The following is a 26708-nucleotide window of genomic DNA, read 5'->3' as shown; positions in this document are numbered from 1 at the left end:
CGGGTTAGATTGCAGCATTCTGCCGGAGCAGGTTTTCGTCAGGGCAAAGGCGATTGGCGACGGGCATACCTCTTGGTACGTCCGAGCCGATCGCCTCTGATCCTGGCGCAAAGATGCCCGGCCCTTCGGGTTGGCTGAAACGGGCCGGCTGATCGACCGGCCGGCTTGGCCGTAGAGCCGGGCTACGACACGCGCCGGCCGGTCGAACATCCGACTCCGTTTGAGCCAACAGAATGCTTCAATCTAACCCGGAAAGGCTCTAACCCCAGCCCTGCCTCTGATCAATAGGCGCTGAGACCGGTGCCCTTGTAGACCTTCTCAAATTCGGCCTTGACGGTGTCGTTCTGATAAGAAGACACAAGCGTTTTGACCCATTCGGCATCCTTGTTGTCGTCCTTGACGGCGATGAAGTTGCGGTACGGATTATCGGCGACCGGCTCCTGGGCAATGCGTTCAGCCGGCGAAAGACCGCTCTTCAGCGCCCAGTCGGTGTTGACGATACCGGCATCCAGATCGTCGATCGAACGGCCGACGATGCCGGCGTCGAGTTCCTTGATCTCGATCTTCTTCGGATTGTCGGTGACGTCGGCGACGGTCGCGAGAATACCGGTGCCCTCCTTCAGTTTGATCAGGCCTTCGCTCTGGAGAACGCGCAGCGCACGGCCTTCGTTCGAGGGATCGTTCGGCACGCCGATGACGGCACCTTCCGGGATCTCGGCGACGGACTTGTATTTCTTGGTGTAAAGGCCGATCGGCCAGACCCCGGTATAACCGACGCGAACGATGTGATAGCCGTGCTGCTGGATCTGGTTGTCGAGATAGGGCTGGTGCTGGAAAGCATTGGCATCGATTTCGCCGCGCTCCAGCGCTTCATTCGGCTGGGTGTAGTCGTTGAAGATGACGGTCTCGATCTTGAGACCCTTCTTGCCCGCTTCGCTCGCGACCACGCGCCAGATGTCCTCCTCCTCGCCGGCCATGATGCCGACCTTGATCGACTTGTCCTCGGCATGGGAAGGAGCGGGTGCTGCAAAAGAAAAGACTGCGGCCGCCGAAATGGCGACGGCGGCAAGAGCCGCCCGGCGTGAAAGGTGGAAGCCGTGAAGATTTTTGTTCTTGGTCATTGTTATCCCGTCTGACTGAATGAGGCCGAACGCCCCGAGCAGGCCGATCATGGCAAATGCGCGGATCGGGAGCGAAGCACGAATGTCTGATGTGGAGGAAAGGCCGGAAAAACTCTTGCCCTACCATCGATATCGGCAGGATAAATTTCCACCAAATTTGTGGGTTTGTTTGCGGCTTGAGAGCATGCTCCAAAACTGAAAACGGCGCCTCCTCGGCGCCGTCTCAAGCCCATTCCGGCATTCCTCATTCGGCAGCAATCAGGGCGTGATTTCGCGCAGGAAAGAACGTCTTGAGCTCGCCGATGACTTCGCCGATCCGCTTGGAAAGTGGATCGGACGAGACACGGTAATCGGTGAAGTCGCGGTCGGACGCGTAAACCGCGGTGGGCAGCGTGTGCGACATGAAAAAACCGAAGAGCGGGCGGAGCTGGTGCTCGACCATCAGCGCATGGCGGTCGCCGCCGCCGGTCGCAGTGATGATGATTGGCTTGGCGCGCAGTTCATGCGGGTCGATCAGGTCGATCAGATGCTTGAAGAGGCCGGGATAGCTGCCTTTGTAAGTCGGCGCTCCGATGACCAGCACATCGGCATTGACGATGTCGTCGATAACTTCCCTGGCGCGACTGTCGAGGTCGTCACGGCGCAGCGCCTGCCCAAGCGAGGGGCCGACATCGGCCAGGTCATAGATGGTGTTGTCGAAGCCGTATTTCTCCCCGGCGAGACCGGCAATGTTTTCGACAAGCGCAAAGGTCTTCGAGGGGCGGTTGAAACTACCTGCAAGGCCGACCAGTTTGTGAGCAGACATGCCATTTCCTTCCAATATCGTGCCGAGACCGACGTCATTATCGCACGAATATTATCTATAAAAATAGTGGATTAAAGGAATGGTGATCCCTCTTCCTCATAGGAGGAGAAAAATACGTTCGGGCCTATGGGCGACGGCGACGTGCGAAATCGGGCCGGAGTGTTGGTGACATTCCGGCTCGATCGATTGTCCGTAAGCGATGTCGCCTCAGACTGGTTTCTGCTTGGGAATACGCGGCAAGAAGACCGTCAGGAGACCGAGCAGCGGCAGGTAGGAGCAGATCCGGTAGACGAAATCGATGCCGTGGGTATCGGCGAAACTGCCGAGCAGGGCTGCACCAAGCCCCCCTGCCCCGAATGCGAAGCCGAAGAAGACCCCGGCAATCAGCCCGACGCGCCCGGGTACCAGTTCCTGCGCGAAGACGACGATTGCCGAGAAGGCCGAAGCGAAGACCAGGCCGATGACGACGCTGAGTACGCCCGTCCAGAAAAGGTTCGCATAGGGAAGCAAGAGCGCGAAGGGCATGACGCCGAGGATCGAGAACCAGATGACGAAACGGGCGCCGAAGCGGTCACCGATCGGTCCACCGAGGAAGGTGCCGACGGCGACCGAGCCGAGGAACAGGAAGAGCATCAGCTGTGCCTGCTGCACGCTGAGTTCAAACTTGTCGATGACATAGAAAGTGAAATAGCTCGACACGCTGGCCATGTAGACATTTTTCGTTGCCGTCAGCAGCACAAGAATCAGCAACGCCCAGATGACCCGGTTCTGCGGCAGCGGCAGGGTCCGGCTTATTGCCGGCTTGCTGGCATTCTGGCGCCTGTGGCTCATGTACCAGTTGCCGACCCAGCTCAGCACGACCATGCCGACCATGGCGATGGCGGCGAACCAGGAGACGCTGTGCTGGCCGAGCGGCAGCACGATGAAGGCGGCAAGCAGCGGACCGATCGCCTGGCCGGCATTGCCGCCGACCTGGAAGAAGGATTGCGCGAAACCGTGGCGACCGCCCGAAGCAAGACGGGCAACACGCGAAGATTCCGGGTGGAAGACCGCCGAGCCGAAGCCGATCAGGCTTGCGGCAACCAGCAGCAGTTCAAAGCTGCCGGCATTACCGAGTAGAATGAGGCCGCAAAAGGTACTCGCCATACCGACCGGAAGCGAATAGGGCATCGGCCAGCGGTCGGTGACGATTCCGACCAGCGGCTGCAGCAGCGAAGCCGTGACCTGGAAAGTCATGGTGAGGAGACCGATCTGCACGAAATCGAGATCGTAGTTCGCCTTGAACAGCGGATAAAGCGAGGCGAGCAGCGACTGCATGATGTCGTTCAGCATGTGGCAGAAGCTGACCGCCATGAGGATAGACATCGTCGTCTTTTCGAAACGAGGCGGGCTCTCGGCAACGGTTGCCATCAATACTTCTCCTGCACAGGCACGGCCGGTGCCATGCCACGTCGCTTTTGTTCTATGGATTTTCGGGCGATCGGGGCTGGGAAGACTCTCGTGCGACGGTCGCTGAACTGCATTTAGCGTAAGCCGGGACGCAATTACAGCCCAGTTTTATCCGTATTGGTACGGCTTTTGTTCGATTTGCGCTTCCGCCGAGTGATTTCTGCGTGATTTCACGTCTTTCCGGGCGAGGGCTTTCATATCACAGTCAGCCGCGATGATCACATATCCAGTGGGCTATGTGAAAACAACCATGGAAAAGCCATGCAGGGGATACTACAGCTGCACCGATTGAAAATGCGATTGAGGCTGAAAACACGCGATGAATGTCAAGACAGCGAATGCGATAGACAGCTATGTCGGAGCGCGCATTAGATTGCGCCGGCAGTTGCTCGGGATGAGCCAGGAACGGCTTGCCGAGCAGATCGGCGTGACCTTTCAGCAGGTTCAAAAATACGAGAAGGGCATCAACCGCATCGGCGCGAGCCGGCTGCAGCGGATCGCCGAGGTGCTGCACACGTCGCCGAGCTTCTTCTTCGAACAGGAGAATTCCGAGCCGTTGACGCTGCACGGGCTGGATCTATCCGCGAATATGGATCCGGTCGCCGAATTCCTGCGAACGAAAGAGGGATTGGTGCTCAACCGCGCTTTTCTGAAGATCGCCGACAGCAATATCCGCGAAACGGTCATCGCGCTGGTGAAGGCGATGGCGCAGGCGGAAAGTCGCGGTCTGACATCGGGAGCCTCCGCAGCGGATATCACCCTTCCGCTCGGGGAATAGGCGGGTATCGCAGCGTTGCGCCTGGCGGGCCGACCGGACAATCAGTGGCATTTCCCGAAAGAGGCCTGTTTGCGATTTGGCGTTTGCTGGATCGCTATCTGAGGGACGGCGTCGAGCTGGGCGTTGAATTCGCCGCTATCGCCTGGACTTTGTGCTGGGCGCTCTGTTGGAGGACCTCGGCGGGAGCGGCGTGTCCCTAGTAATCATGACGGCTCTCCGCCACGCTGCACTGAACGGCTACTGACTGTCCAGGTGCTTGCCCAATTCGGACGTTCTTCAAAGAGCTGTGCACGCTCGATATCTCGATTCTGACGTATCCAGTCGGTTATGATGCCGGTTGTGCGGCCTTGCTCTTGCGATTCGGCTGGGCGAATGCGCTATCGCTGCTCCGACAGCGGCCGCCCGGGCGGCATGTTCAAGCCTTTGAAAAAGATTGGACAACCTCGGGGTAGGATCTTGTTAACCCTATTTGCCTTGCCACCCCTCCAGAATCGGCGCTAAATGCGGTTTCACAGCGCCTGGGGCTTTTAAATCGCATTTTCGAGATTTCCATGAATATGGCACCGCAGATAGAAAAAGCAATTTCTGATGTCGACCAGCTGATTATTGGTCAGGCGCAGGAACTGTCCGACAAGCTGAAGCAGCATCGGCTCGAGATGTTTCCGCCGCGTGCATTGAAGGGTCTGAGGGAATTTCAGCTTGCCGAGGCGGCGCGTTTCCTCGGTGTCACCAGCGGCTATCTTCGCAACCTGTCGCTGGAGGGCAAAGGCGCCCTTCCCCAGGTCACGCCGTCGGGCCGTCGATCCTATACGGCGGAGCAGATGGAAGAGATGCGGAGCTTCCTGGAGCACAATGCCCGCGCCGGGACGCATTATATGCGTCATCGCCGCGGCAACGAACATCTGCAGGTCGTTGCCGTCGTCAACTTCAAAGGTGGCAGCGGCAAGACGACGAGTGCGGCACACCTTGCCCAGCATCTTGCCCTGACGGGTCACCGTGTCCTTGCCGTCGACCTCGATCCGCAGGCCTCTCTCTCCGCCATCCACGGTTTTCAGCCGGAGTTCGACGTCAACGAAAATGAGACGCTCTACGCCGCCATTCGTTATGACGATCAGCGGCGGCCGCTGAGAGAGATCATCCGTCCGACGAATTTCCCGAACCTTCATCTGGTGCCGGGCAATCTCGAACTGATGGAATTCGAGCATGATACGCCGCGCGTCCTTGCTCAAGGCAAGGCGGGTGACTACGGACGCGTCTTCTTCGCACGGCTGGACGAGGCGCTGTCCTCGGTCGCCGACGATTACGACGTCGTCATCATCGACTGCCCTCCCCAACTCGGCTTCTTGACCATGAGCGCCATTTGCGGCGCAACGGCAGTTCTGATCACCGTTCATCCTCAGATGCTCGACGTGATGTCGATGTGCCAATTCCTGCAGATGCTCGGCGAGGTGTTGAACACACTGAAGGGTGCCGGCGGCAACATGAACCTCGACTGGCTGCGTTATCTCGTCACCCGCTACGATCCGCAGGACGGGCCGCAGACGCAAATGGTCGCTTTCATGCGTTCGATGTTCAAGAACCATGTGCTCACCAATCCGATGTTGCGCAGCGTCGCGATCTCCGATGCGGCGATGACCAATCAGACGCTTTACGAAGTCGAGCGGAACCAGTTTACCCGCGCGACCTATGACCGCGCCATGGAGGCGATGGATTCCGTCAATACCGAGATCGCCGATCTCATCCACAAGGCATGGGGGCGGAAATGACCGAGAAGTTTACTGCGGTAAACTGGGACGAGGAGCTGGCTTATGGCGCGTAAGAATCTCCTTTCGGGTCTGATGGACGATTCCAAGAAGTTTACTGCGGTAAACAATCAGGACGAACCGCTCCACAGGGACGAGAAGCAGCAGATTACCTATAAGGGGATCGGCGCTCTCGGTGCCGTGACGCGCAGTATCGATGCGCTGGCTGCCAAGGCCGATGCCGCCAAAGCGATCGAGGAAAAGCTGGCGACCGGTGAGACGGTGATTGATCTCGACCCTGCCCTGATCGAAGATTCCTTCGTGACCGACCGGCTGGCGCATACCGACGAACAGTTTCGCGAACTGGTTGAGGCGATCCGGTTGCGCGGTCAGGATTCGCCGATCCTCGTCCGTCCGCATCCTGAGAAGGACGGCCGATATCAGATCGCCTTCGGCCACCGTCGCGCCCGGGCCGCCAAGGAACTCGGTCGATCCGTCCGCGCCGTGGTCAAGAAACTCGACGATCGCGACCATGTCATTGCGCAGGGCCAGGAGAATTCGGCACGCGCCGATCTCTCTTTCATTGAGAGGACCATGTTTGCCGACAAGCTCGACACGTTGGGCTTCGACAGGGAAACGATCATGTCCGCGCTCAGCGCCGACAAGACGACGGTTTCCAAGATGCTATCCGTTACCAAGCGGATCCCAGCCGAGGTCCTGACCGCGATCGGTGCGGCCAAGACCACCGGCCGTGATCGGTGGCACGATCTGTCCGTGAAATTCGAGACCGAAAACATTGGCGCACGAGCGATCGAGTTCACCAAATCGAGGGAATTCGAGACGGCTGAGCCGGATGCCCGCTTCGATATGCTGGTTGCCTTCATCAGCAGGAGGCAACAACAAGCCTCATCCATAGCGGCAATTCAGCCCGCCGCTCACGCCTGGCAGCGCAAGGACGGCGCGGTCAAGGCGAAGATCAAGGATGACGGGAAACAGTTCACCATCGCGTTGAAGGCGGAGAAGGCGTCTGCCTTTGGAGCCTACATCGCCAGCAATCTGGATCGTCTCTACGAGGCGTTCGAGAAGACACAGGATTTGACCAAGAACGGAGATCAATAAGCAAAAGAAAAGGCCCCCGAACGTTGCCGTCGCGGAAGCCCTCTCTGATCTAGACACCCAGAGAATCACATTTCCGCGAATCATAGTCAAGAGTCTTTGGCACCGAATTTGGTGAGCCGCGATCTTTTGCCTTGAAGAAGGCGAAGAAAATGGAAAGCGGAAGTGTGACGACGCCCTTCGGGCGGCGGCCGATGACGCTTGGCATGTTAGCAAGCCAGGCGGCTGCTCGAGAAATCGAGCCCGGCCAATCTATCGACAAGTGGAAACTCTATCGTGCCCTATGCGAGGCCAAGCCGCTGCTCGGCATCACCGACCGGGCGCTCGCTATCCTGAACGCCTTGCTGAGCTTTTATCCCAAGGGAGAGCTCTCTGAGGAAAACGGGCTCGTGGTGTTCCCTTCCAATGCACAGCTCTCGCTGCGCGCGCATGGAATGGCGGAGCAGACGATCCGTCGCCACTTGGCGAGCCTGATCGAGGCCGGGCTGCTGATCCGCAAGGATAGCCCGAACGGCAAGCGCTACGCCCGCAAGGAGCAGGGTGGGGAGATCCGCGAGGCATTCGGTTTTTCGCTGGCGCCGCTGCTGGTGCGCGCTGAGGAAATCGAGCGGTTGGCGGCAGAGGTGGTTGCGGAACGGTTGCACCTGCAGCGGCTGAGAGAACGCCTGACGCTTTGCCGGCGCGATGTCGCCAAGCTCATCGAGATGGCATTGGAGGAGGGCGCCGCCGGCGATTGGAGCCGGGTTCATCTGCATTTTCGCGATGTCGTCGAGCGGCTGCCAAGGTCGCCTTCCGCCGAACAGGTTGCAGCCGCACTCGACGAATTGGAGCTGCTGCGCGAAGAAATCACCAATCAGTTGGAAATGCAGGTTAAAGCTCAAAATCATAGCGGCAATGCCCAACATTATGAGCGGCACATACAGAATTCAAATCCACAATCCATTATTGAACTTGAACCAGCTTCCGAAATGAAGCAGGGCGCAACGGCGGATGATCGATCGGGGGGGCGGGCCGAACCGACAGTCCGATTACAGAAAGATGAAGACGAGAACGGGCGTGTGCCGGCCACAAGTTCTGCCCCCGCTGCCAGCGCCGCGCTCAAATCCTTCCCACTGGGGCTGGTGCTGCAGGCCTGCCCGGAAATCGCAGCCTATGGACCGCAGGGCTCGGTCGGCACATGGCGCGAGCTGATGGCCGCGGCTGTGGTCGTTCGTTCGATGCTCGGCGTCAGCCCATCGGCCTATGAGCAGGCCTGCGACATCATGGGACCTGAAAATGCGGCCACCGTCATTGCCTGCGTTCTCGAAAGGGCAGGGCACATCAATTCCGCCGGCGGTTACCTCCGCGACCTGACGCGACGCGCCGAGAAAGGGGAATTCGCTATCGGACCAATGTTGATGGCCCTTGCCCGCAGCAATTCGCCGATGAGAGCGAAGACGGGATGAATTGGTGCTTGCAGAAGCTGACTTTGTCCCCTTTACCCTTGCTCAAGGTCAGGCAACTTGGCGCCAGCGTGCCCCAAGCTTCATGCCCACCATGACCATGCGGACTGCATCCTCTGCCGCTCGGGAGAGTAGTTTCGGGGCGCTGAAGATGGCGTCTTCCAGCGAGCAGGGCCTGCTCAGGATCGACGCAAAGGCATCAATGCCATGCTCGAAATTAAGGCGTACGCCTTTGCCGATGGTGCCGGCGAGTGCGATGACGGGCACTCCGGCAATTTTTGCCCGTGCAGCCACTTCGGCAGGCACCTTTCCATATGGGGTTTGCCCGTCAAGGCTGCCCTCCGCGGTGATGACCAAATCAGCCTGTGCGATAAACCGGTCGAGCTCCAGATACTGCATGACGATGTCGTAACGCGGATGCAATCTGCCGCCCAGGAGGCCGAGTATCGCGGCACCAAGCCCGCCGGAGGCGCCGGATCCGGGCGCCATGCCGACATCGATACCCGTCGTGCACCGAACCGCCGTGGCATACGTCTCCATGGCAGCAGTGAGCAGTTCCACCTGCATCGGCGTTGCGCCCTTCTGCGGCCCGAAAATGCGCGCAACACCGCGTTCACCGAGGAGGACATTGTGCCAGTTGACGGCAGCATCGATGCGCACGCCTTCAAGACGAGGATCTCGGCCGCTCATATCAATGGCGGCGAGGCGGGAAAGAGCTGCACCGCCGTGGGGCAGGCGATTGCCTTCCTGGTCCAAGAGACGGATGCCGAGCGCTTCGGCCATGCCGGCGCCGCCATCGTTGATGCCGCTATCGCCACAGCCGAGAAGGATGCGGCGTGCACCTCGGTCGAGCGCGGCACGCACCAGTTCGCCAACGCCATAACTCGTGGTCACGCAGGGATTGCGCTGGTCGCGTGGCACGAGGCTGAGCCCGGCGGCCGCGGCCATCTCGATGACGGCGGTCGGCTCGTCGCTGCCGCCGAGGAACCCGAAATGCGCCTCGACTGGGTCGTTGACCGGGCCGCTCACCGTCAGCTGGTGAAGCGTACCGCCCGTCGCCTTGATGAGCGCCTTGGTGAAACCCTCGCCGCCATCGACCATAGGCGTTTTGATGACGGTAAGGCCGGGAAAGGCGCGTAGAACGCCACTTTCGATGCAATCCGCTGCCTGATCTGCCGACAGACTTTCCTTGAAACCGGAGGGCGCGACGAGAACCGTGAACGACATGGGATGTTCCTTTCTACTATGACAATGATGTGACAGGGGAGGAACGGGACAGCCCCGAGGTTATTCCAGCATTATAAAAATAAATTAGCCGACTAAATAAAAGAGACCGCACGCAGCGGTCTTTCCCTTTTGTCTATCCGTACTGTTCAGTACAGCGGCAGGTCCTGCAGCGGCCAGACGAGTGTGGCGAAGACGACCAGCAGCACCACGAAGGGCACGATCAGCCAACCGGCGAGCCGGAACAGGTCGGCCTGCCCGAAGGGGGGCGGATCCATCGCGCCGAATAGCGCTACCGGTTTGGCGGAGACCATCAGCGTTTGGCAAAAGCCGCTCGCCAACGTAACGACCATGACGAGATTGAGCGGGTCAACACCGAGGGCTGCGACCGGCAGGGCAAGCGCAGGTATGAGAATGGTCGCCCGCGCCGTGCGCGAGGTGATGACGAGGTGGGAAAGCGTCGCGACTACGGCAGCGAAAAAGACCAGGAGTGCGGGCGATGCCGCGATGCTGTTTCCGGCAAGGTCGACCATCCGCTCGGCCAGCACTTTCGCGGTGCCGGTCTCCAACAGCGCCTCGCCGATGACGAGCGTGCCGGCGAGGAAGAGCAGGAGGTTCCATTCCACGCTCTTGAGCGCCGCCTTTAGCGGTAGGCCGGAGACCTTTTGGTTCGCCAACAGCAGGGCAGCGGCGATGCCGATGAGCGGCATGCCGATGCCGTGCATGGGCTGCGCTGCGAAGAGTAGGATCATCGCGCCGGTCACGGCGAGCACGGTCCATTGCTGGCGTGTCAAAGGGGTCAGGGCCTCGTCGGCGTTGCGCTCGGCGATCGCTATCGCCCGTTCCTCGCGGGTAAGAAAAAGACGCAGCAGAACGGCGCAGGCGAGCAGCGAGCATAGCAGCGAAAAGGGTCCGGCAAGCGCGATCCAGCCCAGGAAATCGGGCCCTTTCTCCTGCAGGCGCTCCATCATTCCGGCCGCGACGAGGTGGGCACCAGCGCCGATCAGCGAAGCGCCGGCGGAGAGCAGGATGACCGAGGGAAAGAGCAGCGCGAGCGCCCGGTTGACCCGTGTATTGCCGATCGCGGCTGCGAGACCAAGATAGACAGGTGCCAGCATGGCGGCGCGCGCCGAGGTCGAGGGGATAATGAAGGCGGTGGCGAAGATCAAGAACGTCAGCGCCCAGAACAAGCCTTGTACGGTGGCGAACCGGGCGAGCAGCCGACGGATAATTTGTTCGATTACGCCGACCTGACGCAGCACGCCGGCCACAACGAAGGCCGCCAGCATCAGCCAAACAATATCATTGCCGAGCGAGCGGTAAAGCACATCCTCGTCAATCGCGCCGACGACCGGCAGAAGAGCGGCGGCGGCGAGCGCCACGGGCGTGTCCGGCAGGTCGAGGATGGTCCAGGCGGTGATCGTTGCGACGAAAACGGCAAGTGTCAGCCGCATCTTCAGGGTGAGGTCGTCGATCGCCAGGAAGATCAGCATGGCGCTGAAGGCGAGCACGATCGCCGCGACGATCTGCTTGACGCGGGCAAGCGGCACGGTGCGCTCGGCTGCCATGGAGGGTTCCCCACGCCGGTTGGCGTGGGGGTCCAGAGGGGCGATTGCATGTAGGGCCACGATCGCCCTCCTTTCGGGTTTCAGACTGAGCCTCAATCGTCGTCGGAGGACGAATTTGACGAGGAATTGGAGGAAGAATTCGAGTTCGAATTGCTCGAAGAGTTCGATGAACTGTTCGAGTTGGAGTTGCTCGACGAATTGGAGCTGCTGTTTGAGCTCGAATTCGAGTTGGAATTCGAGTTGGAATTCCGGGAGGAGTTCGACGAACTGTTGGAATTGCGGTTCGAACTCCAGCTGCTGCGCCGGTCATCGTCCCGGTCGCGGTTATAGCGGGCGTGGCTCGCCTTGTTGCTTTGCGTCATCTTCTGCAAAAGGCGTGTGACCGGGTCATCGGCGATGGCGGGCGCGGGTGCCGCGGCACCGACCACCAGGAACGCGCTCAGGATTGCGATGAACTTCTTCATGACGTTTCTCCTTTGAGTGACAGCCTCCTTGGCTGCGAGGGAGAAACGGCGGCGAGGAATGTTTATTCCTCAAAAAACAGAAATATTTTCAATAGGATAATTTGAATCTGCCACACACGCGGAAGCACCGCCGCTGCGATGGGCAGCGACGACGAACCGGAAAATCCGTGTCAAAAAACTATCGCTGCGCGCGGGCGAAGCGGCGGTACCAGCCGTCCGATGCGAGTGTCTTGCGCAGGATCGTCTTGCGAAGGGTGCCTTCCTCCGGGTTTTCGGTGCGGATGTCGGCGTCGAGGTCGGATGCGTCGCGGCGGAATGGAATGACTTGGACAATCGGTGTGCCGCGCTCCAGCATGTGCAGGCCGTCCTCACCGGTGGCGAAGAACGGGAAGTGGATTTCCGACTGGTAGGTGTCGGTATCCACGACCCCGGCAACGACCTCGAAGACGCCATTCGGCCGATTGAGCGGCGGCACGAACAGGCAGCTCCAGCCGGGCGGCGTACGGATGGTCCAATAATTGTGGAACTTGCACGGCGGCAGCGGCTCGCGCGGATTGCCAGCGACCTGATGGCTGGCATGGTTGCTGACGAGCGTGCGGTCGAAATCCCAACCGCAATCGACCGTTTTGCCATTGTCGGAGATTTCCATGCGTACGCTTGCCGCCAGTCCGATCACCCAGCCCGTCGCCATCGCGTCGAGGAAGGGCATGCAACGCTTCACGGTCAAGCCGCTGTTGTTGGATGAGACATGCGCCTCATCGACGGCAGGCAGCCTGCGGAACCAGTCGGGCAGCGCCGTCTTGGCGCGCACGGGAGCGGGGATAACCCCCTCGTCCTCCTTGCGGCAGAGAAATGTCAATCCGGGCTGCGGTTTATTCAGAAAGGCCATTGTCATCGCTGTTCTCCCGTCAATCGATGCGGGATGAACGGCGCCCGGAAGGACTTATTCCCGATGATGGCAAATATTCATTCAGGGGCCAGAACCTCTCGTTCCTCCTCAGGCGAAAGTGGTGCCCCAGCCTGGATCGAGGCCAGATAGGCGTCGATCGTCTCCTGTGACGAGGCAGGGACGTATCCGTCGGCTTTCGCAGATGTTAGTGCGAGCCGCGTCGCCCAGACGCCGTTCTGCCGGCAAGCGACGGTGAGGGTGCTGCTTTTCGGCTGCTTCAGCTCATATTCGCGGCAGAGTTCGCCGCGTTCGTCGCGGAATGAGGCGACGACATGCAGCACCGTTTCCGCGGAAGACAGCGTCACGTCCCGACCAGACACCTCGCGATCGAGGACAGCGGCGATCTCTGCGCCGGAATTCGATGCAGACGGGTTTATGCGGCCCAGCGCAAAACCGACAACGCCGGTCACGATCGCCACAAGACTTGCCGCCACCGGCACGAGCCGGCGCCGCATCGCCTGCTGCTGTTGTTTTGGACGGAAGGAAACGACGTTATCCTGCGGCTTTTGGTGCCGTACCTCATCCGCCATCCTGCGGACCGAAGCAAGCAACGCCTCAGGCACCGGCTCGTCGATCCGGGGTTTCAGCGCGTCACCCACCAACTGGCGGCTGTCGAGGAAGACGGCGAGGCGTTCGCAGAGCGCCTCGTTACCAGCAAGTGCCTCTTCCAGCGCGCGGCTTTGCGTCTCGTCCAGTTCGCCATCGGCAAATGCCATCAACGTTTCATCGTCAAAATCTTTCTTGCTCATAGAACGCCGCCTTTCGTATCGGGCGAACGTCTCTCGCCAAAACTTATTCCCGTCAGCTCCATCAGATTTTTCCGTGCGCGGGCAAGCCTGCTCATCACCGTGCCGATCGGGATAGCGAGAACCTCGGCGGCATCGCGGTAACTGAACTCCTCAACGCAGACAAGCACCAGCACTTCACGCTGTTCGGCCGGCAGCTTTTGGAGGGCGGCGGTCACTTCGAGCAGATCCATGCGCACAAGCGATGCAGCCTCGCCGGAGGGAATCGACACATCGCGCGCATCCTCCAGATCTCCTTGGGGGCCGGCCGTTTTCTGGCGGCGCAGGTGGTCGATCCACAAATTGCGCAGAATGCGGAACATCCAGGCATCGAACCGGCTGCCGGGTACAAAGCTGTCGGCTGCGAGGATAGCGCGCTCGCAGGCCATCTGCACAAGGTCGTCTGCCAATTCCCGGGAACGGCACAGCGAGATCGCAAAACGCCTGAGGTTCGGCAGGAAGGCAACCAGCCGTTCGGGTACTGTCTGCGTGTCGTTGGTCATTTCGCTTTTTCGCACGCGAGGGAATAAGCTGTCGAGTCAAACGTATTCTCGGGATAGTTTGATCGAAAGTGGCTTCTCGATCTGAGAATCCAATCGGAAACTGCCGCAGGAGACCGACCATGCTGCTTACAGTCAAGATTAAGTCATTGCGCCTCCTCGCTGCTGCAACTATCGGCGGGGTACTTACTGTTCTGCCCCTGCCGTTGGGTGACGCCGGGTTCACCATGCCCGCTGCGCTTGCCGATGACGATGATGGAGATGACGACGACGGCGGCAGTGGTGGTGGTGGCGGCGATAACGGCCGCGGTGGAGACCGTGACAATCCCGCATACCATCGGGGCGGAGGCGGCTTCCATGATCTGCGCTCGCTCTTTCGCTGGCCATCCCGCGAGCGTCGTACACCCATGCGCCGCGCAGCCTCGACGCCGGAACAGGCGCAAAACGAGCTCGTCGCGATTGGTCTTGAAGAAGACGCGATTGCCGGATTGACCCAGGAGGGCTTTGCCGTTGAGGATCGCATCCAGGTTTCGCTCATCGGCAGCGAAATGGTGAGGCTCATCGTGCCGGCAGGCACGACGCTCGATTCGGCGCGCGCTGCCGTCGTGGCCCGCAGTGCGACGGCCGTGGTCGATCTCAACCATTTCTACCAGCCGCAATCGGAGAACAAGGCAGGCTGCTCGGGGGAGGGGTGCGCACTCGTCCGCGAGATCGTCGGGTGGCCGACCAGTGAGATCACCCGATGTGCCAAGCCGCCCCGCATCGGTCTCATCGACACGGCGATCAATATCGATCATGTGACCCTGACGAATACGCGGTTGGAGGTCATCCGCCTCAGCGAAGGGGAGGCGACAAAATCGGGCGCGCAGCATGGTACTGCCGTTGCTGCCCTTTTGATCGGTGCATCGGACAGCCGCGTCCCCGGGCTCCTGCCTGGAGCGGAACTCATCGCCGTCGATGCCTTTCAGCGCTCCGGAAAATCTGCGGATATCGCCAACATTTACGACCTCGTGCGGGCGCTGGATATGCTCGTTCAGCGCGACGTCAAGGTCGTCAACCTGAGCTTGACCGGCCCGGCGAACGCGGTGCTCGAAAAATCCGTGAAAGCAGCGACTGAAAGCGGGATGATCCTGGTGGCCGCCGCCGGCAATGATGGCCCGAACGCAAAGCCTGTTTACCCTGCGGCCTATGACGACGTGATTGCCGTGACGGCAGTTGACAAGGGGCGCAACCCTTATCGCCGTGCCGTGCGTGGCGATTATATTGACATTGCCGCTCCTGGCGTGGGGGTCTGGACTGCGGCGTCCATCTCCGGCGCCCGACAAAAAACCGGCACATCCTTCGCTGCGCCCTTCATCACGGCGGCGGTCTCGGTGCTGATTGCTGGCGATCCTGATATGTCGCACGAAAGTCTGGAGGCAAAGATAAGGCAATTTACCGACGACATTGGGAAGCCAGGGAAAGACCCGGTGTTCGGGTGGGGGCTTCTAAACGCAAGCAGGCTTTGTGAAAACATAAGCGACACTAAGCCATCGGCGTTGTGACCCAGCTGCCGCTTCACGATCTGTTGACACGAACGATTATGGTTAACAGAGTGTAACGGAAATAAAAGCCGAAATAATTTCCGGTTGGCAGCTTCCGGCTTTCGGATCAGAGGGTTAGGGCCGAGAAAATTTTGAGAGACGGAAGAGCCCCGCAGGGGATGATCGACCAAACCGATCCATCGAAAAAACACCACATCCCACCAGTTGACGCGAAACGCTTTTTGACGATACGGCAACGCGATAGCGCGAATGGCGGATGGTCGGTCGGCAAGTCGGAAGAACTGCGGAGCATGGGTTTGAAACGGGCGGTGGATTTTTTCTTGGCTTTGATTGCGGCGGCGATCCTGCTCGTTCCAATCCTTGTCGTCGCTCTTTGTGTTCGCCTTACCTCGCCCGGACCGATCCTCTATTGGTCAAAACGTGTCGGCCGTTTCAATCAGATCTTCCTGATGCCGAAATTTCGCAGCATGCGCGTCGACACACCGACGGTAGCCACGCATCTGCTCGAAGATCCGGATCGCTTTCTGACACCGATCGGCTCGTTTCTGCGCAAATCCAGCCTCGACGAACTGCCGCAGCTCTGGTGCATTCTCGAGGGGAAGATGAGTTTCGTCGGACCGCGGCCGGCACTCTACAATCAATATGATCTGATAGAGTTGCGGACGGCCCATGGTGTCGACAAGCTCCTGCCCGGACTGACGGGATGGGCACAGATCAATGGCCGGGACGAATTGCCGATTCCGGAGAAGGTAAAATTCGATGTCGAATATCTCGAACGCCGCTCGTTCGGCTTCGACATAAGCATCCTGTTTATGACGGCCGAGAAGGTCATTCGCCGCAAGGGAATAAGGCATTAAGCTACCTACTTCTGATAGATGAGCGGTGCGGGAGACCTTACTTTCCGATTATTTCAGTTGCGCTCGTTGCAGAAAATGACAAGAAGGTGGTTGTCTGATTGATCCGCGAGACGCTGGTAAGCAATGCCCGAAAATACCCCCACTGAGACGCCGCGCTCAGGATGGTTCTTAATGCCGATGCAAGCGCTCGTCGCCCCTCTGCTGGCGATGCCGCGGGTTGCCAAACGCGCTCTGGCCTTGCTGCTGGATTCCAGCTTTTGTGTTCTGACGATCTGGCTGGCCTATTGTTTCCGCCTGAACGAATGGACGGTGCTGACAGGTGTGCAGTGGCTGCCGGTCTTCGTTTCACTGTGCATGGCCCTTCCCATCTTCATCGTCATGGGCATGTATCGGGCGATCTTCCGTTATGCCAACATGGCTGCTTTCATTACTGTTCTGAAGGCGATTGCGATCTACGGCGTCGCCTTCATGACGATATTTACAGCACTCAGCGTCCCCGGTGTTCCGAGAACCGTCGGCATCCTCCAGCCCTTCCTTCTGTTGATTGCGATCGGGCTGTCGAGGTTGAGTATCCGCTACTGGCTCGGGGATGCCTACCAGCGCATCCTTCACAAGAATATGCTCGCCAAGGTGCTGATCTATGGGGCAGGGACGGCCGGGCGGCAACTGGCCGGTGCCTTGATCAACAGTGCCGAACTCAATGTCGTCGGCTATCTGGATGATGATCCGCGTCTCAAGGGCGGCGTCATGGGTGGTTTGCCGATCTACGACCCCTCGGATCTTCCGGTGCTTGCCGAATCTCTCGGCGTGCACAACGTGCTTCTTGCTCTTCCCTCCGCATCGCGGCAGCGTCGCAACGAAATCCTGGAGCACATCCGTAAAGCCAGGGTCAATGTTCGCACGTTGCCGGATCTCACTGCCCTGGCTCAGGGACGCATCGCCGTCTCCGACATCCGAGAGCTGGAGATCGAAGATCTGCTGGGAAGAGAAGCGGTCGCGCCGCGCCAGGAGCTACTTGACAAGTCAATGCGCAACAAGGTGGTGATGGTCACCGGTGCTGGCGGCTCGATCGGCGGCGAGCTATGTCGTCAGATATTGCGCACCGGGCCTTCCAGCCTCATCCTCATCGATCAGAACGAGTTTGCGCTTTATAATATCCATGCCGAATTGCAGAAGCTGGCCGAACTGTACAAGCATGAAAATATGCAGATCGTCCCGATTCTGTGTTCTGTCCGCGATCAGGATCGCATGGAACATGTCATGCAGAGCTGGCGACCTCAGACGCTCTATCATGCAGCCGCTTACAAGCATGTTCCCCTTGTCGAACACAATGCCGTGGAAGGCATCAAGAACAATGTCATGGGTACGCTGGTCGCGGCACGCGCGGCGAATAAATGCGGCGTCTCGAATTTCGTGCTGATCAGCACAGACAAAGCCGTGCGTCCGACAAATGTAATGGGCGCCAGCAAGAGGCTGGCGGAGATGGTTCTACAGGCGCTTGCGGCGGAATCGGCAGTCGACAGAATGCGAACGAATTTCTCCATGGTCCGTTTCGGAAACGTCCTCGGCTCCTCAGGATCCGTCGTGCCGCTTTTCCGGCAGCAGATCAAGGACGGCGGCCCCGTGACGCTGACACATCCTGATATAACCCGCTATTTCATGACCATTTCGGAGGCTTCCCAACTCGTCATACAGGCCGGTGCTATGGCGGAGGGCGGAGATGTCTTCCTGCTCGACATGGGAGAGCCGGTTCGCATCGCCGATCTCGCCCGCAAGATGGTAGAGCTTTCCGGGCTGGCCGTCCGCGACGAAGACAATCCCGAAGGCGATATCGAGCTGTCCGTTACCGGACTTCGACCCGGCGAGAAGCTCTTTGAAGAGCTGTTGATCGGGGATAATCCTGAAACAACCGAACATCCTCGGATTATGAAGGCGCGTGAGGATTTCCTGTCCTGGCCCGAGCTGTCGCGAAGGCTCAACGCGCTCAACGCGGCGTTGGACCGGAACGATATGATCGCTGCACGTGCGACATTGGCAGAACTTGTTTCGGGCTATTCGTCAACGGGTGAGGTCTCGGATCTGGCTTTCACCGGCGCCGAGCCACTTAGGCTGCCCCAGACAATTCAAAACACGCTGTAAGGGTTGCTGAGGCTCAAGGATGCCAGACGTCAGCTCCGAACAACGGGCGCAAAGCCCGTGCTGCCGCGATCCGCACAAATAAGGGCGACCATGTAGGCGAAGATCGGATCCAAAGCTTTCTGATTGAACATGATGCCAAAGCTGCCTGTTATGACGTAGCTGCTGACGAGTAGAAGAGCGAGCGCAATCGCTAAATCCCGGCCCGGTCCCCGTTCTTTTCTCCACGCGCCTATCACGGGCGTCAGCAGCATCAGCGAAAGCGCTGCAATACCGAAAACGCCGGCGTCGATTCCCGCGGTCAGAAAGCCGTTATGGACATGCGAGTAAGGCAGCTGCGGCCTTATATTATCGGGAAGCTCTGCCAAAACCGAACTCATCCGGTTCTGCGGGCCATAACCTGTCAACGGGTCCTTACTGATTGCTGATAGTGCGCCTTTGTACAAGGCGAACCGGGCACTCAGCGACGTGATCTCGCCGTCGGTGCGTTCGAGCGATGTCAGATTTTCCTGAAGCGCCTGGATGCGATGGAGGATCTGGCCGCTGCCCAGGGTGATAAGTCCCGCCAACAGCAAGGAGCTGGTAATAGCCAGGCTGCGCAAACTCAGATGGAAGCTGTGTTTGCGAAAGTACCAGAGGAAGATGACGATATGGATGGGAATGACCAGCCAGGCCGAGCGCGTTCCGGAAAGCAGAACGCAGCCTAGACCCGCGGCATATCCCAATATCGCAATTCTTTGCTCCACGCTTCTGGGAGATTGAATGTTGAGAAGCGCAATGCCGCCGAACAGAATACCTATCACGCCGAGGAGCGCAGCGTTGGACGTTCCAGCCTCTGCTCTGTCCATCAAAAACATAATCTGCAGGAGACTGAAAAGAAAGGTGACGATCATGCCGATACCTGCGCCGAGGATAAAGAGCGGCACGAGACGGCCATCGGGAGATTGGCGCATCCGCGGCAATATCAGCCAGACCGAAAAGAAAGGCAGGAGCCGGAATATCCAGTCCGGTACTTCGGAGTAGGGCGGATTGATGAAGATGCTGGCGATCATCACCAGCGGGTAGATCGACATGCCAATGGCAACCAGCCGGTCGGATTTCGACAGGTTCCAGACGAGGCGGCCCGTCGCCAGACAGTAGACGCCCCACACCATCGACGCGAGAAGGATGAAGGAGTTGAAGTTCGGCGAAAGCCCTGGAAGGATTGCAAAGAGAAAGACGGCAATGCGGTTGTTTCGGTCGAGTGCGCTTCCGGCCTCATCCCCCGGAGAAAGCACTGCCATCTTGAGTTGTCTAAAATAATTCACTTTGCCGGTCCTGACCGTGTCGATGCTGCCTCGCTAAGGATCGTCATCACAGCTGTCAAGCTGTGATCACGGTGCAATCTATGGCTTTATTCGACGTGGTATTCCGGCAACAGGCGTCCGGACAGACGTGGTTCTGTTCGATGATGGGTGGCAAATGGGTACGACGGTAAGGCCGGCTTCAACAGAAAACACGTCTGAGGTGCGGGCGTGATGTGAAGGTTTGATAGGCGGCATCATCGGGATCGGCGAAGAACCGATGCATGCGCCTCGTTGAAGTGAAGCGGCTGCCGCTATCGCCAATATGGGCGTGTCGAAGATTCCGCCGACGATCGACCAAGGAGATAGCCAACCCCGAATGCGACAATGCCGGTGGTGAGCAGCAATGCGCTTGCGGTATACGGGTGCTCTCTGGCGCCGAAGGCGACGGCATAAGCCTCACGTTTCATCTCTTTGGCCGCCGACTTCGCGACCTTGGTCAATCCCTCCGGTTGCTCAGCGGGCGTTCCGGTGAATCCGGCGTTCAAGTTCTGTTTGTCGGTCATGTCGGGGACCTTTCTGAGTGGCAAGGGGTCTGAGATTGGCGCGAGTCCCAAAGGTTCAATCCTGCTCGCGTGTGCCGGGGGAGGCTTCGCGTTGATCGGCGTCCTCAAGATCGGTCTTGACGAGGAATGCATCGGTATGTTCGCGCGACGCCTCTCGCAATGCTGCGAGGTTTGGAGGATTGTCGGCTTCGCCCTGCTGCGCATCGAGTTCATGTTCGGCCAGGGTCCAGTGATGCCCGTGCTTGCCTTCCGGCCTCCCTTCTTTCTCCCACAGGGAATATGCCCTTCTTCGTATCTCCTCCTCGCGGCTAGCTGCTGGCGATGCGCCGCTCAGCCTGTCGATTTGGCTTGCGGCTCGCCGAACCATCTTCCGTCCGCCTGCGTCCGCGGCGGGTGGAGTTTTCGGCCGGCCGCCGTCAGTCGTATTTTCGTTTGTCTTGCGTGGTGCTGGCTTTTTCATGAGGGTCTCCTTGCGGATCTCAACCAACTTGGCCGATCTAAGTTCCAAACAAAGAGTGCCTCGGCGTAGAGATCGGCTTTCCATTTCCGCGAGGTCTATGCCGTTCACCCGCGCTTGCGCACTGTAATTGCCGTTCCATGTTTTTGCCCTCCAGCCTGCGGCCCGCGGGGTCGACTTGCTCAATTCGCGAAGCGTCGAACCTTGAGCAGCATGTCTTGGCACGGCGATAAAACTGATATACTAGTATGCCACAAAGTTTCAGCGTCCCGGTGTATCCATGCAGCAAGCATCAGAAACCGAAGTTTTGGTCGTCCCGGCGTTGCGGGAGGCCGGGGGCAGGCTGCGCCGTATCACCACGGCCGGCGCCATCTACGATCGCCTTTATGCCGACATTGTGTCGCTGCGGATGCCGCCGGGCATGCTGCTGCAGGAAAAGCGGATCGCCGATGATTTCGGCGTCAGCCGCACGCCGGTACGCGAGGCGCTGCTCCGGCTTTCCGAAGGCGGACTGGTCGATATCTACCCGCAGTCGGGCACCGTCGTGTCGCGGGTGCCGGTCTCGGCGATCCCTGAGGCGGTCGTCGTGCGCAAGGCGCTCGAAGGCGCGACCGTCGAGGCTGCAGCTCTGACCGCGACGGCCACCGATATCGCCCGTCTCGACGCCATCATAGCCCGCCAGCAGGCCCATGCCGCGACCGGCAATGCTTCGAGCTTCCATGAGGAGGACGAGGCCTTTCATGAGGCGATCACGCAGATATCGGGTTATCCCGGCATCTGGGCAATCCTGAAAACGGTCAAGGTGCAGATCGACCGGGCACGGCGGCTGACGTTGCCGGTGCTCGGGCGTATGGATAACGTCGTGCCCGAACATATGATCATCCGCAATGCGCTCGCCGCCCATGATGCGGCGGGGGCACGCAGTGCGATGATCCATCATCTGAGTGCCGTCATTCCCGATGTCGACGAGTTGCGCGCGCGTTACCCCGATTATTTCTGCTGACAGCAGGCCAGAACACGAAACGAAAAGCGAGAGGGAAGGAAGAAGGATGCGACAGGGTTGGAGATGGTTCGGGCCGGAAGCGCCGGTGACGCTGGACGATGTCCGCCAGACGGGCGCGACGAATATCGTCTCTTCGCTGCATCAGGTGCCGATCGGCAGGGCCTGGACGGAGAAGGAAGTGCGCGAACGCCAGGCTCTGATCGAGACGACGCCCGGCGGCCGCTCGCCGCTCGTCTGGTCAGTCGTCGAGAGCATCCCGATCCCCGACGCCGTCAAGCGCAAGGGCGGGGAGGCGAAGGCCGAAATCGAGGCGTGGATCGCCAGTCTCGAAGCGGTCGCTGCCTGCGGTATTTCGATCGTCTGCTATAATTTCATGCCGGTGGTGGACTGGACCCGCACCGAACTCGATTTCGTGACGCCGACCGGCGCCACCGCCATGCGCTTCGACCACGAGCGTTTTGCAGCCTTCGATCTCTTCGTCCTGGAACGGCCGGATGCGGCGCAGCACTATTCCAGCGAAGACCGCGAACGGGCGCGTATCGTCTTCGAGGCGATGACGGACGACGAGGTCGCCGACATCACCCGCATCATCACCTCGGCTCTGCCGGGGTCGACCACCGAACCTCTGACCATTCCGGCTTTCCGCGAAAAGCTTGTCGCCTATAGTGGCATCGATGCCGCAAGACTGCGCCGGCACCTGATCGAATTCTTGGAAGCGGTGACGCCGGCGGCCGAAGCCCGCGGCGTCAAGCTGACGCTGCATCCCGATGATCCGCCGCGTTCGCTGTTCGGTCTGCCGCGCATCGCCTCGACGGCGGACGACTATGCCGCTCTCTTCGATGCGGTGCCGTCGGCGGCGAACGGCATGTGTTACTGCACCGGCAGCCTCGGCGTGCGCGCCGAAAACGACCTGCCGGCGATCGCCCGACGCTTTGCCTCGCGTATCCACTTCGCCCATCTGCGCGCCACGACGCGCGAGGGTGACGGCCGAACCTTCCATGAAAGCGCGCATCTGGAAGGCGACGTCGATATGGTCGCCGTTCTCAGCGAACTGGTCGCGGAAGACCGCCGCCGCAGTCCCGAAGACACCATCGTGTTCCGATCGGACCATGGCCATCGCATGCTCGACGACCTCGACAAGGTCGTCACACCGGGCTATCCGGCCATCGGCCGCATGCGCGGCCTCGCCGAACTGCGCGGCATCCTGCATGCGCTGGGCGCTCCGCCGAACTGAGGGTGGACGCAAAACCGCCGCGCATTTTTTGCTGGAATTGCTCTAGCGAAAATCATCGCGCTCTGAAGCCCGAGCGATGCTTCAGAGCGCGCAACCTTTCAGGAAAAGATCGGCGCACATCTTCGCCCGAGCCGCAATCGTCTCGATCTTCGGCGGCGGCTCCTGGCGTAGCATCGCGGCACGCTGCGGTTCCATGATCATCATGCCGCGCAGCATGCCGCAGGCCGCATGCGGATCATCAAGGGCAATCAGTCCACGATCGATCTGCTTTTGCAGCCAGTTTTCCATCAGTGTATTGGTTCTGACGATCGCCTTTTCATAAAAGGCGTTGGCGATCTCTGGGAAACGATCAGACTCGCTGATGACAAGCCGGGTCATGGCGATGGTATCGATCGAGAGCGTCAGCATACCGTAGGCCATCAGTATGCGCTCCAGCCCCTGCCTGATATCGGCCACGGCGAGTGTGCCGGGGTCAAGGGCGATCAAAAAGCGCCCCGTGCGCTCCGTGATCATCTCTGAAAAGAGATCTCCTTTCGTCGGAAACAGGCGGTAGAGCGTCTTGGTCGAAATGCCGGCCTCCTGCGCGATCGCAGCGATGCTAGCCGCGGCATAGCCATTCTCGTGGAACTGCCTGTTTGCCGCCTCGATGATCACGCTTCTCGTATCCTCGTCGCAGCGGACCTGCGGGCGTCCTCGCGGCTTCTTCTCGATTTCGTGATTTTGGACCATGACTATTTTCCAAATTCTCATTGACATCTATTTTCTAGTGCATATTTTGGAAAATATCAAGTTTCCTAAAGTGCATTTCATTCGAATTCAAAGGCCGCAGCCCAAGTGACGGCGACCGTCATCAGGAGAAAGACAATGACCATCAAGAAGCTGCATGCCTTGAATAACAATACCGCCGTTGAGACCGTTGCCGAAGCTGCCCCGGCAAGCCTGGACGCCGGCCAGCCGCCGCGCGTCGCGGAAGCTGCCGCCACCGTTGCCGAGGAAAAGCCCGCCCGCAGGCGCGGCGGCCGCTCCCTGCTTCTCGGCGCCACCGCGCTCGTGCTGATCGCCGCCGGCGCCTATTACGGCCATGATTACTGGACGGTCGGCCGTTTCCATATCTCGACCGACGATGCCTATGTGAAGGCCGACAACAGCACCATCGCCCCCAAGGTATCAGGCTATCTCTCCGAGGTCCTCGTCATGGATAACGAGACCGTCAAGGCCGGCCAGCCGCTCGCCCGCATCGACGATCGCGACTTCAAGGCAGCCCTCGATCAGGCCAAGGCCGATGTCGCCGCCGCCGAAGCCACCGTCAACGCCAAGCAGGCTTCTCTCGATATCCAGCAGTCGACGATTGCCGCCGCCCGCGCGACCGTCGACGTCGACCGCGCCAATGAGACCTTTGCCGAGCAGAACAACAAGCGTTATTCGAACCTTGCCACCAGCGGTTATGCCCCGGTGCAGACGGCGCAGCAGGCCGCCTCTCAGATCGCTGCCGCCCAGGCCACCATCATTCGCGACACAGCCTCGCTCGACGCCGCCGTCAAGCAGGTCGACCTGCTGAACGCAGAGCTGGCCCAGGCGAGAGCGGCCCTTGCGCACAGCAAGGCCGTCCAACACCAGGCCGAGCTCAACCTCTCTTATGCGACGATCACCGCGCCCGTCGACGGCACCGTCGGCAACCGGACGCTGCGCGTCGGCCAATATGTCCAGGCCGGCACTCAGCTGATGTCGGTCGTGCCGACGACGGCTGCCTATGTCATCGCCAACTACAAGGAAACCCAGCTCACCGACGTCCAGGCCGGCCAGCCTGTTGATATCGAGGTCGATATGTTCCCGGGCCGCACCTATCACGGTCATGTCGACAGCCTCGCGCCGGCAAGCGGCCAGGAATTCGCGCTGCTGCCGCCTGACAACGCCACCGGCAACTTCACCAAGGTCGTCCAGCGCATTCCTGTGAAGATCGTGCTCGACGGTGACGCTGCCGCAAACGGCGACCTGCGCCCCGGCATGTCCGTGCAGCCAAGCATCGATACCAAGAACGACCGCAGCTAGGGCCGGGGACGAGGAGTTCGTGTCATGTCCACCATTGCAGCAACAGCCATCGCCGTTCCGCAGCCGAAAACCGGCGCCAGCACCAGGGAATGGATCGCCGTTCTCGCCGGCATGATCGGCGCCTTCATGGCGATCCTCAACATCCAGATCACCAATGCCTCGCTTCTCGACATCGAGGGCGGCATCGGAACAGGCGTCGACAACGGCGCCTGGATCTCCACCTCCTATCTGATTGGCGAGATCGTCGTCATCCCGCTGACGGCCTATTTCAGCAATGTCTTCTCTTTCCGCCGCTATATCCTCGTCAATTCTGTCCTCTTTCCGCTGTTTTCGATCGCCTGCGCCTTCGCGCATGATCTCGGCACGATGATCGTGCTGCGCGGCCTGCAGGGCTTTGCCGGCGGCGTGCTGATCCCCATGGCTTTCACCATGGTGCTGACCAAGCTGCCGAAGTCGCAGCAGCCGCTCGGCCTGGCGATTTTCGCGCTCTCGGTGACTTTCGCACCGGCAATCGGCCCGACCATCGGCGGCTACCTCACCGAAAATTACGGCTGGCAGACGATCTTCTTCATCAATGCCGTCCCGAGCGCCATCATGGCGGTCGCCCTTGCCCTGACGCTCGACAAGCAGCCGATGCAGCTTGGCCTGCTGCGGGAAGGCGATTGGGCGGGGATCTTCACCATGGCCATTGGTCTGTCGGCGCTGCAGACCGTACTCGAGGAAGGCAATAAAGAGGATTGGTTCTCTTCGCCCTTCATCGTCAAGCTCAGTATCCTCGCCTTTGCCTTCCTCGTCGCCTTCATCTGGATCGAGCTCACGGTGAAGAAGCCGCTGGTCAAGCTCAGCCTGCTGAGGCAGCGCAACTTCGGCATCGGCGTTGCCGTCAACGTGCTGGTCGGCGTCGCCCTCTTCGGCACCGTATACATCCTGCCGCAATATCTCGGCCAGGTGCAGCGCTACAATGCCGAGCAGATCGGTTACGTGTTGGCCTGGACCGGCCTGCCGCAGCTGCTTTTGATCCCGCTCGTCCCGATGATGATGAAGCGCTTCGATGCGCGGTATATCGGCTTTCTCGGCATCTCGATCTTCGCGATCAGCTGCTTCATGAACATCACGCTTTCGGCCGACACGGCAGGTGACCAGTTCTGGATTCCGAACATCGTCCGCGCCATCGGCCAGGCCCTGGTGCTGACGCCGATCACCGCCATTACCACTGCCGGCATTGCGCCTTCCGATGCGGCCGCCGCCTCGGGCCTGACCAACATGCTGCGCAACCTCGGCGGCGCCGTCGGCACGGCGACGCTCGGCACGGTCCTGACCAAACGCGAGCAGTTCCACTCGAACATCATCGGCCAGTCGGTGACGCTCGGCCGCGATGAAGTCCGCACCCGTCTCGACCAATTGACAGCCTACTTCGTGCAGCATGGTGTCTCCGACCATGCCGTCGCAGCCCAGAAGGCCGTCGTGGCGCTGGGCCAGGTTGTCAAACGCCAGGCCCTCATCCTGGGCTTCGCCGATACATTCGCCGTCATCGGCGTGGTTCTTGCCATTGCCGCCGTCGCCCTGCTGCTCACCCAAAAACCGCGGGCCGGTGCTGGCGCCGGCGCTCATTGAAACAGCGGCACTCGCCGGCTTC

Annotated in this window: 24 protein-coding genes; 12 read left to right on the top strand and 12 right to left on the bottom strand. The window is 59.9% G+C overall.

Annotated features, from left to right (window positions below):
- Positions 1 to 281: 281 nt before the first annotated feature.
- From FY112_RS34225 to FY112_RS34215, 3 genes are all read right to left on the bottom strand, one after another.
- On the bottom strand, positions 282 to 1121 hold the full coding sequence (locus tag FY112_RS34225) for a MetQ/NlpA family lipoprotein (RefSeq protein ID WP_020485921.1): 840 nt from the start codon (positions 1119 to 1121) through the stop codon (positions 282 to 284).
- 244 nt (positions 1122 to 1365) lie between these two features.
- Entirely contained in the window at positions 1366 to 1926 is a 561-nt protein-coding gene (msuE, locus tag FY112_RS34220; RefSeq protein ID WP_017957624.1) for an FMN reductase, read from the bottom strand.
- A 207-nt stretch (positions 1927 to 2133) separates the two neighbouring features.
- The gene (locus FY112_RS34215) at positions 2134 to 3336 is read right to left on the bottom strand and encodes an MFS transporter (RefSeq protein WP_151520335.1); all 1203 of its coding nucleotides are present in this window, start codon (positions 3334 to 3336) and stop codon (positions 2134 to 2136) included.
- Positions 3337 to 3694: 358 nt separating this feature from the next.
- On the opposite strand from FY112_RS34215, the gene FY112_RS34210 reads away from it, so the two are divergent.
- The 4 genes from FY112_RS34210 (at position 3695) to repC (ending at position 8456) form a co-directional block, all read left to right on the top strand.
- A complete protein-coding gene (locus FY112_RS34210) occupies positions 3695 to 4153 on the top strand; it encodes a helix-turn-helix transcriptional regulator (RefSeq protein ID WP_017957622.1) in 459 nt (152 codons plus the stop codon).
- 551 nt (positions 4154 to 4704) lie between these two features.
- Positions 4705 to 5919: a plasmid partitioning protein RepA gene (gene repA, locus FY112_RS34205; RefSeq protein ID WP_017957621.1), complete on the top strand. Its 1215-nt coding sequence runs from the start codon at positions 4705 to 4707 to the stop codon at positions 5917 to 5919.
- A 42-nt stretch (positions 5920 to 5961) separates the two neighbouring features.
- On the top strand, positions 5962 to 7014 hold the full coding sequence (gene repB / locus FY112_RS34200) for a plasmid partitioning protein RepB (RefSeq protein WP_017957620.1): 1053 nt from the start codon (positions 5962 to 5964) through the stop codon (positions 7012 to 7014).
- A 149-nt stretch (positions 7015 to 7163) separates the two neighbouring features.
- Positions 7164 to 8456, top strand: a complete 1293-nt coding sequence (repC, locus tag FY112_RS34195; RefSeq protein WP_151520334.1) for a plasmid replication protein RepC — start codon at positions 7164 to 7166, stop codon at positions 8454 to 8456.
- A 48-nt stretch (positions 8457 to 8504) separates the two neighbouring features.
- Here the strand turns inward: repC and FY112_RS34190 are convergent, their stop codons facing one another.
- Together FY112_RS34190 and FY112_RS34185 are read right to left on the bottom strand one after the other, a co-directional pair.
- The gene (locus tag FY112_RS34190; RefSeq protein WP_131621543.1) at positions 8505 to 9680 is read right to left on the bottom strand and encodes a glycerate kinase; all 1176 of its coding nucleotides are present in this window, start codon (positions 9678 to 9680) and stop codon (positions 8505 to 8507) included.
- Between the two features lie 146 nt (positions 9681 to 9826).
- A complete protein-coding gene (locus FY112_RS34185; protein WP_246700822.1) occupies positions 9827 to 11305 on the bottom strand; it encodes an SLC13 family permease in 1479 nt (492 codons plus the stop codon).
- Between the two features lie 66 nt (positions 11306 to 11371).
- On the opposite strand from FY112_RS34185, the gene FY112_RS37235 reads away from it, so the two are divergent.
- Entirely contained in the window at positions 11372 to 11575 is a 204-nt protein-coding gene (locus FY112_RS37235) for a hypothetical protein (protein WP_062941906.1), read from the top strand.
- 312 nt (positions 11576 to 11887) lie between these two features.
- Here FY112_RS37235 and FY112_RS34175 read toward each other — a convergent pair whose 3' ends face one another.
- The 3 genes from FY112_RS34175 to FY112_RS34165 form a co-directional block, all read right to left on the bottom strand.
- Positions 11888 to 12604 (bottom strand): DUF6065 family protein, encoded by a 717-nt coding sequence (locus FY112_RS34175; protein ID WP_131629856.1) that lies wholly within the window; start codon positions 12602 to 12604, stop codon positions 11888 to 11890.
- A 71-nt stretch (positions 12605 to 12675) separates the two neighbouring features.
- Positions 12676 to 13407 carry a hypothetical protein gene (locus tag FY112_RS34170; protein WP_151520333.1) on the bottom strand — a complete coding sequence of 244 codons (732 nt, stop codon included), beginning with the start codon at positions 13405 to 13407 and terminating at the stop codon, positions 12676 to 12678.
- A complete protein-coding gene (locus tag FY112_RS34165; protein ID WP_131629858.1) occupies positions 13404 to 13946 on the bottom strand; it encodes an RNA polymerase sigma factor in 543 nt (180 codons plus the stop codon). Before FY112_RS34165 ends, FY112_RS34170 begins: the two co-directional genes overlap by 4 nt.
- 119 nt (positions 13947 to 14065) lie before the next feature.
- Between FY112_RS34165 and FY112_RS34155 the strand changes: the two genes are divergently transcribed.
- The 3 genes from FY112_RS34155 (at position 14066) to FY112_RS34145 (ending at position 18483) form a co-directional block, all read left to right on the top strand.
- The gene (locus FY112_RS34155; protein WP_245506269.1) at positions 14066 to 15487 is read left to right on the top strand and encodes a S8 family serine peptidase; all 1422 of its coding nucleotides are present in this window, start codon (positions 14066 to 14068) and stop codon (positions 15485 to 15487) included.
- 290 nt (positions 15488 to 15777) lie between these two features.
- Positions 15778 to 16344, top strand: a complete 567-nt coding sequence (locus FY112_RS34150) for a sugar transferase (protein WP_062941905.1) — start codon at positions 15778 to 15780, stop codon at positions 16342 to 16344.
- Positions 16345 to 16467: 123 nt separating this feature from the next.
- The gene (locus FY112_RS34145) at positions 16468 to 18483 is read left to right on the top strand and encodes a nucleoside-diphosphate sugar epimerase/dehydratase (protein WP_027667063.1); all 2016 of its coding nucleotides are present in this window, start codon (positions 16468 to 16470) and stop codon (positions 18481 to 18483) included.
- Between the two features lie 29 nt (positions 18484 to 18512).
- Here the strand turns inward: FY112_RS34145 and FY112_RS34140 are convergent, their stop codons facing one another.
- From FY112_RS34140 to FY112_RS34130, 3 genes are all read right to left on the bottom strand, one after another.
- Positions 18513 to 19787, bottom strand: coding sequence for an O-antigen ligase family protein (locus FY112_RS34140; RefSeq protein ID WP_131629861.1), 1275 nt, complete (start codon positions 19785 to 19787; stop codon positions 18513 to 18515).
- A gap of 290 nt (positions 19788 to 20077) precedes the next feature.
- Positions 20078 to 20329: a hypothetical protein gene (locus FY112_RS34135; protein WP_017957608.1), complete on the bottom strand. Its 252-nt coding sequence runs from the start codon at positions 20327 to 20329 to the stop codon at positions 20078 to 20080.
- A gap of 55 nt (positions 20330 to 20384) precedes the next feature.
- Positions 20385 to 20789 (bottom strand): DUF2934 domain-containing protein, encoded by a 405-nt coding sequence (locus FY112_RS34130; RefSeq protein ID WP_026264637.1) that lies wholly within the window; start codon positions 20787 to 20789, stop codon positions 20385 to 20387.
- A gap of 277 nt (positions 20790 to 21066) precedes the next feature.
- Between FY112_RS34130 and FY112_RS34125 the strand changes: the two genes are divergently transcribed.
- A complete protein-coding gene (locus FY112_RS34125; RefSeq protein ID WP_131643572.1) occupies positions 21067 to 21789 on the top strand; it encodes a GntR family transcriptional regulator in 723 nt (240 codons plus the stop codon).
- Between the two features lie 46 nt (positions 21790 to 21835).
- Entirely contained in the window at positions 21836 to 23023 is a 1188-nt protein-coding gene (gene uxuA, locus FY112_RS34120; protein ID WP_094088944.1) for a mannonate dehydratase, read from the top strand.
- Positions 23024 to 23104: 81 nt separating this feature from the next.
- Here uxuA and FY112_RS34115 read toward each other — a convergent pair whose 3' ends face one another.
- Positions 23105 to 23752: a TetR/AcrR family transcriptional regulator gene (locus tag FY112_RS34115; protein WP_017957604.1), complete on the bottom strand. Its 648-nt coding sequence runs from the start codon at positions 23750 to 23752 to the stop codon at positions 23105 to 23107.
- Between the two features lie 135 nt (positions 23753 to 23887).
- Between FY112_RS34115 and FY112_RS34110 the strand changes: the two genes are divergently transcribed.
- Together FY112_RS34110 and FY112_RS34105 are read left to right on the top strand one after the other, a co-directional pair.
- Positions 23888 to 25072 carry an HlyD family secretion protein gene (locus FY112_RS34110; RefSeq protein WP_131709884.1) on the top strand — a complete coding sequence of 395 codons (1185 nt, stop codon included), beginning with the start codon at positions 23888 to 23890 and terminating at the stop codon, positions 25070 to 25072.
- 24 nt (positions 25073 to 25096) lie between these two features.
- Complete coding sequence (locus tag FY112_RS34105) at positions 25097 to 26686, top strand: MDR family MFS transporter (RefSeq protein ID WP_017957602.1); 1590 nt, start codon at positions 25097 to 25099, stop codon at positions 26684 to 26686.
- Positions 26687 to 26708: the final 22 nt, after the last annotated feature.

This window comes from Rhizobium sp. PEPV16 (assembly GCF_008919455.1).
GTDB classification, from domain to species: Bacteria; Pseudomonadota; Alphaproteobacteria; order Rhizobiales; family Rhizobiaceae; genus Rhizobium; species Rhizobium leguminosarum_Q.
Note: the sequence above shows the minus strand (reverse complement) of the source record. Positions and strands in the feature narration are given on the sequence as shown.

Excerpts from the sequence above, each read along its gene's own strand:
- FY112_RS34225 (WP_020485921.1), bottom strand. The coding sequence starts at position 1,121 with ATGACCAAGAACAAAAATCTTCACGGCTTCCACCTTTCACGCCGGGCG.
- msuE (WP_017957624.1), bottom strand. The coding sequence starts at position 1,926 with ATGTCTGCTCACAAACTGGTCGGCCTTGCAGGTAGTTTCAACCGCCCC.
- FY112_RS34215 (WP_151520335.1), bottom strand. The coding sequence starts at position 3,336 with ATGGCAACCGTTGCCGAGAGCCCGCCTCGTTTCGAAAAGACGACGATG.
- FY112_RS34210 (WP_017957622.1), top strand. The coding sequence starts at position 3,695 with ATGAATGTCAAGACAGCGAATGCGATAGACAGCTATGTCGGAGCGCGC.
- repA (WP_017957621.1), top strand. The coding sequence starts at position 4,705 with ATGAATATGGCACCGCAGATAGAAAAAGCAATTTCTGATGTCGACCAG.
- repB (WP_017957620.1), top strand. The coding sequence starts at position 5,962 with ATGGCGCGTAAGAATCTCCTTTCGGGTCTGATGGACGATTCCAAGAAG.
- repC (WP_151520334.1), top strand. The coding sequence starts at position 7,164 with ATGGAAAGCGGAAGTGTGACGACGCCCTTCGGGCGGCGGCCGATGACG.
- FY112_RS34190 (WP_131621543.1), bottom strand. The coding sequence starts at position 9,680 with ATGTCGTTCACGGTTCTCGTCGCGCCCTCCGGTTTCAAGGAAAGTCTG.
- FY112_RS34175 (WP_131629856.1), bottom strand. The coding sequence starts at position 12,604 with ATGACAATGGCCTTTCTGAATAAACCGCAGCCCGGATTGACATTTCTC.
- FY112_RS34170 (WP_151520333.1), bottom strand. The coding sequence starts at position 13,407 with ATGAGCAAGAAAGATTTTGACGATGAAACGTTGATGGCATTTGCCGAT.
- FY112_RS34165 (WP_131629858.1), bottom strand. The coding sequence starts at position 13,946 with ATGACCAACGACACGCAGACAGTACCCGAACGGCTGGTTGCCTTCCTG.
- FY112_RS34155 (WP_245506269.1), top strand. The coding sequence starts at position 14,066 with ATGCTGCTTACAGTCAAGATTAAGTCATTGCGCCTCCTCGCTGCTGCA.
- FY112_RS34150 (WP_062941905.1), top strand. The coding sequence starts at position 15,778 with ATGGGTTTGAAACGGGCGGTGGATTTTTTCTTGGCTTTGATTGCGGCG.
- FY112_RS34145 (WP_027667063.1), top strand. The coding sequence starts at position 16,468 with ATGCCCGAAAATACCCCCACTGAGACGCCGCGCTCAGGATGGTTCTTA.
- FY112_RS34135 (WP_017957608.1), bottom strand. The coding sequence starts at position 20,329 with ATGACCGACAAACAGAACTTGAACGCCGGATTCACCGGAACGCCCGCT.
- FY112_RS34130 (WP_026264637.1), bottom strand. The coding sequence starts at position 20,789 with ATGAAAAAGCCAGCACCACGCAAGACAAACGAAAATACGACTGACGGC.
- FY112_RS34125 (WP_131643572.1), top strand. The coding sequence starts at position 21,067 with ATGCAGCAAGCATCAGAAACCGAAGTTTTGGTCGTCCCGGCGTTGCGG.
- uxuA (WP_094088944.1), top strand. The coding sequence starts at position 21,836 with ATGCGACAGGGTTGGAGATGGTTCGGGCCGGAAGCGCCGGTGACGCTG.
- FY112_RS34115 (WP_017957604.1), bottom strand. The coding sequence starts at position 23,752 with ATGGTCCAAAATCACGAAATCGAGAAGAAGCCGCGAGGACGCCCGCAG.
- FY112_RS34110 (WP_131709884.1), top strand. The coding sequence starts at position 23,888 with ATGACCATCAAGAAGCTGCATGCCTTGAATAACAATACCGCCGTTGAG.
- FY112_RS34105 (WP_017957602.1), top strand. The coding sequence starts at position 25,097 with ATGTCCACCATTGCAGCAACAGCCATCGCCGTTCCGCAGCCGAAAACC.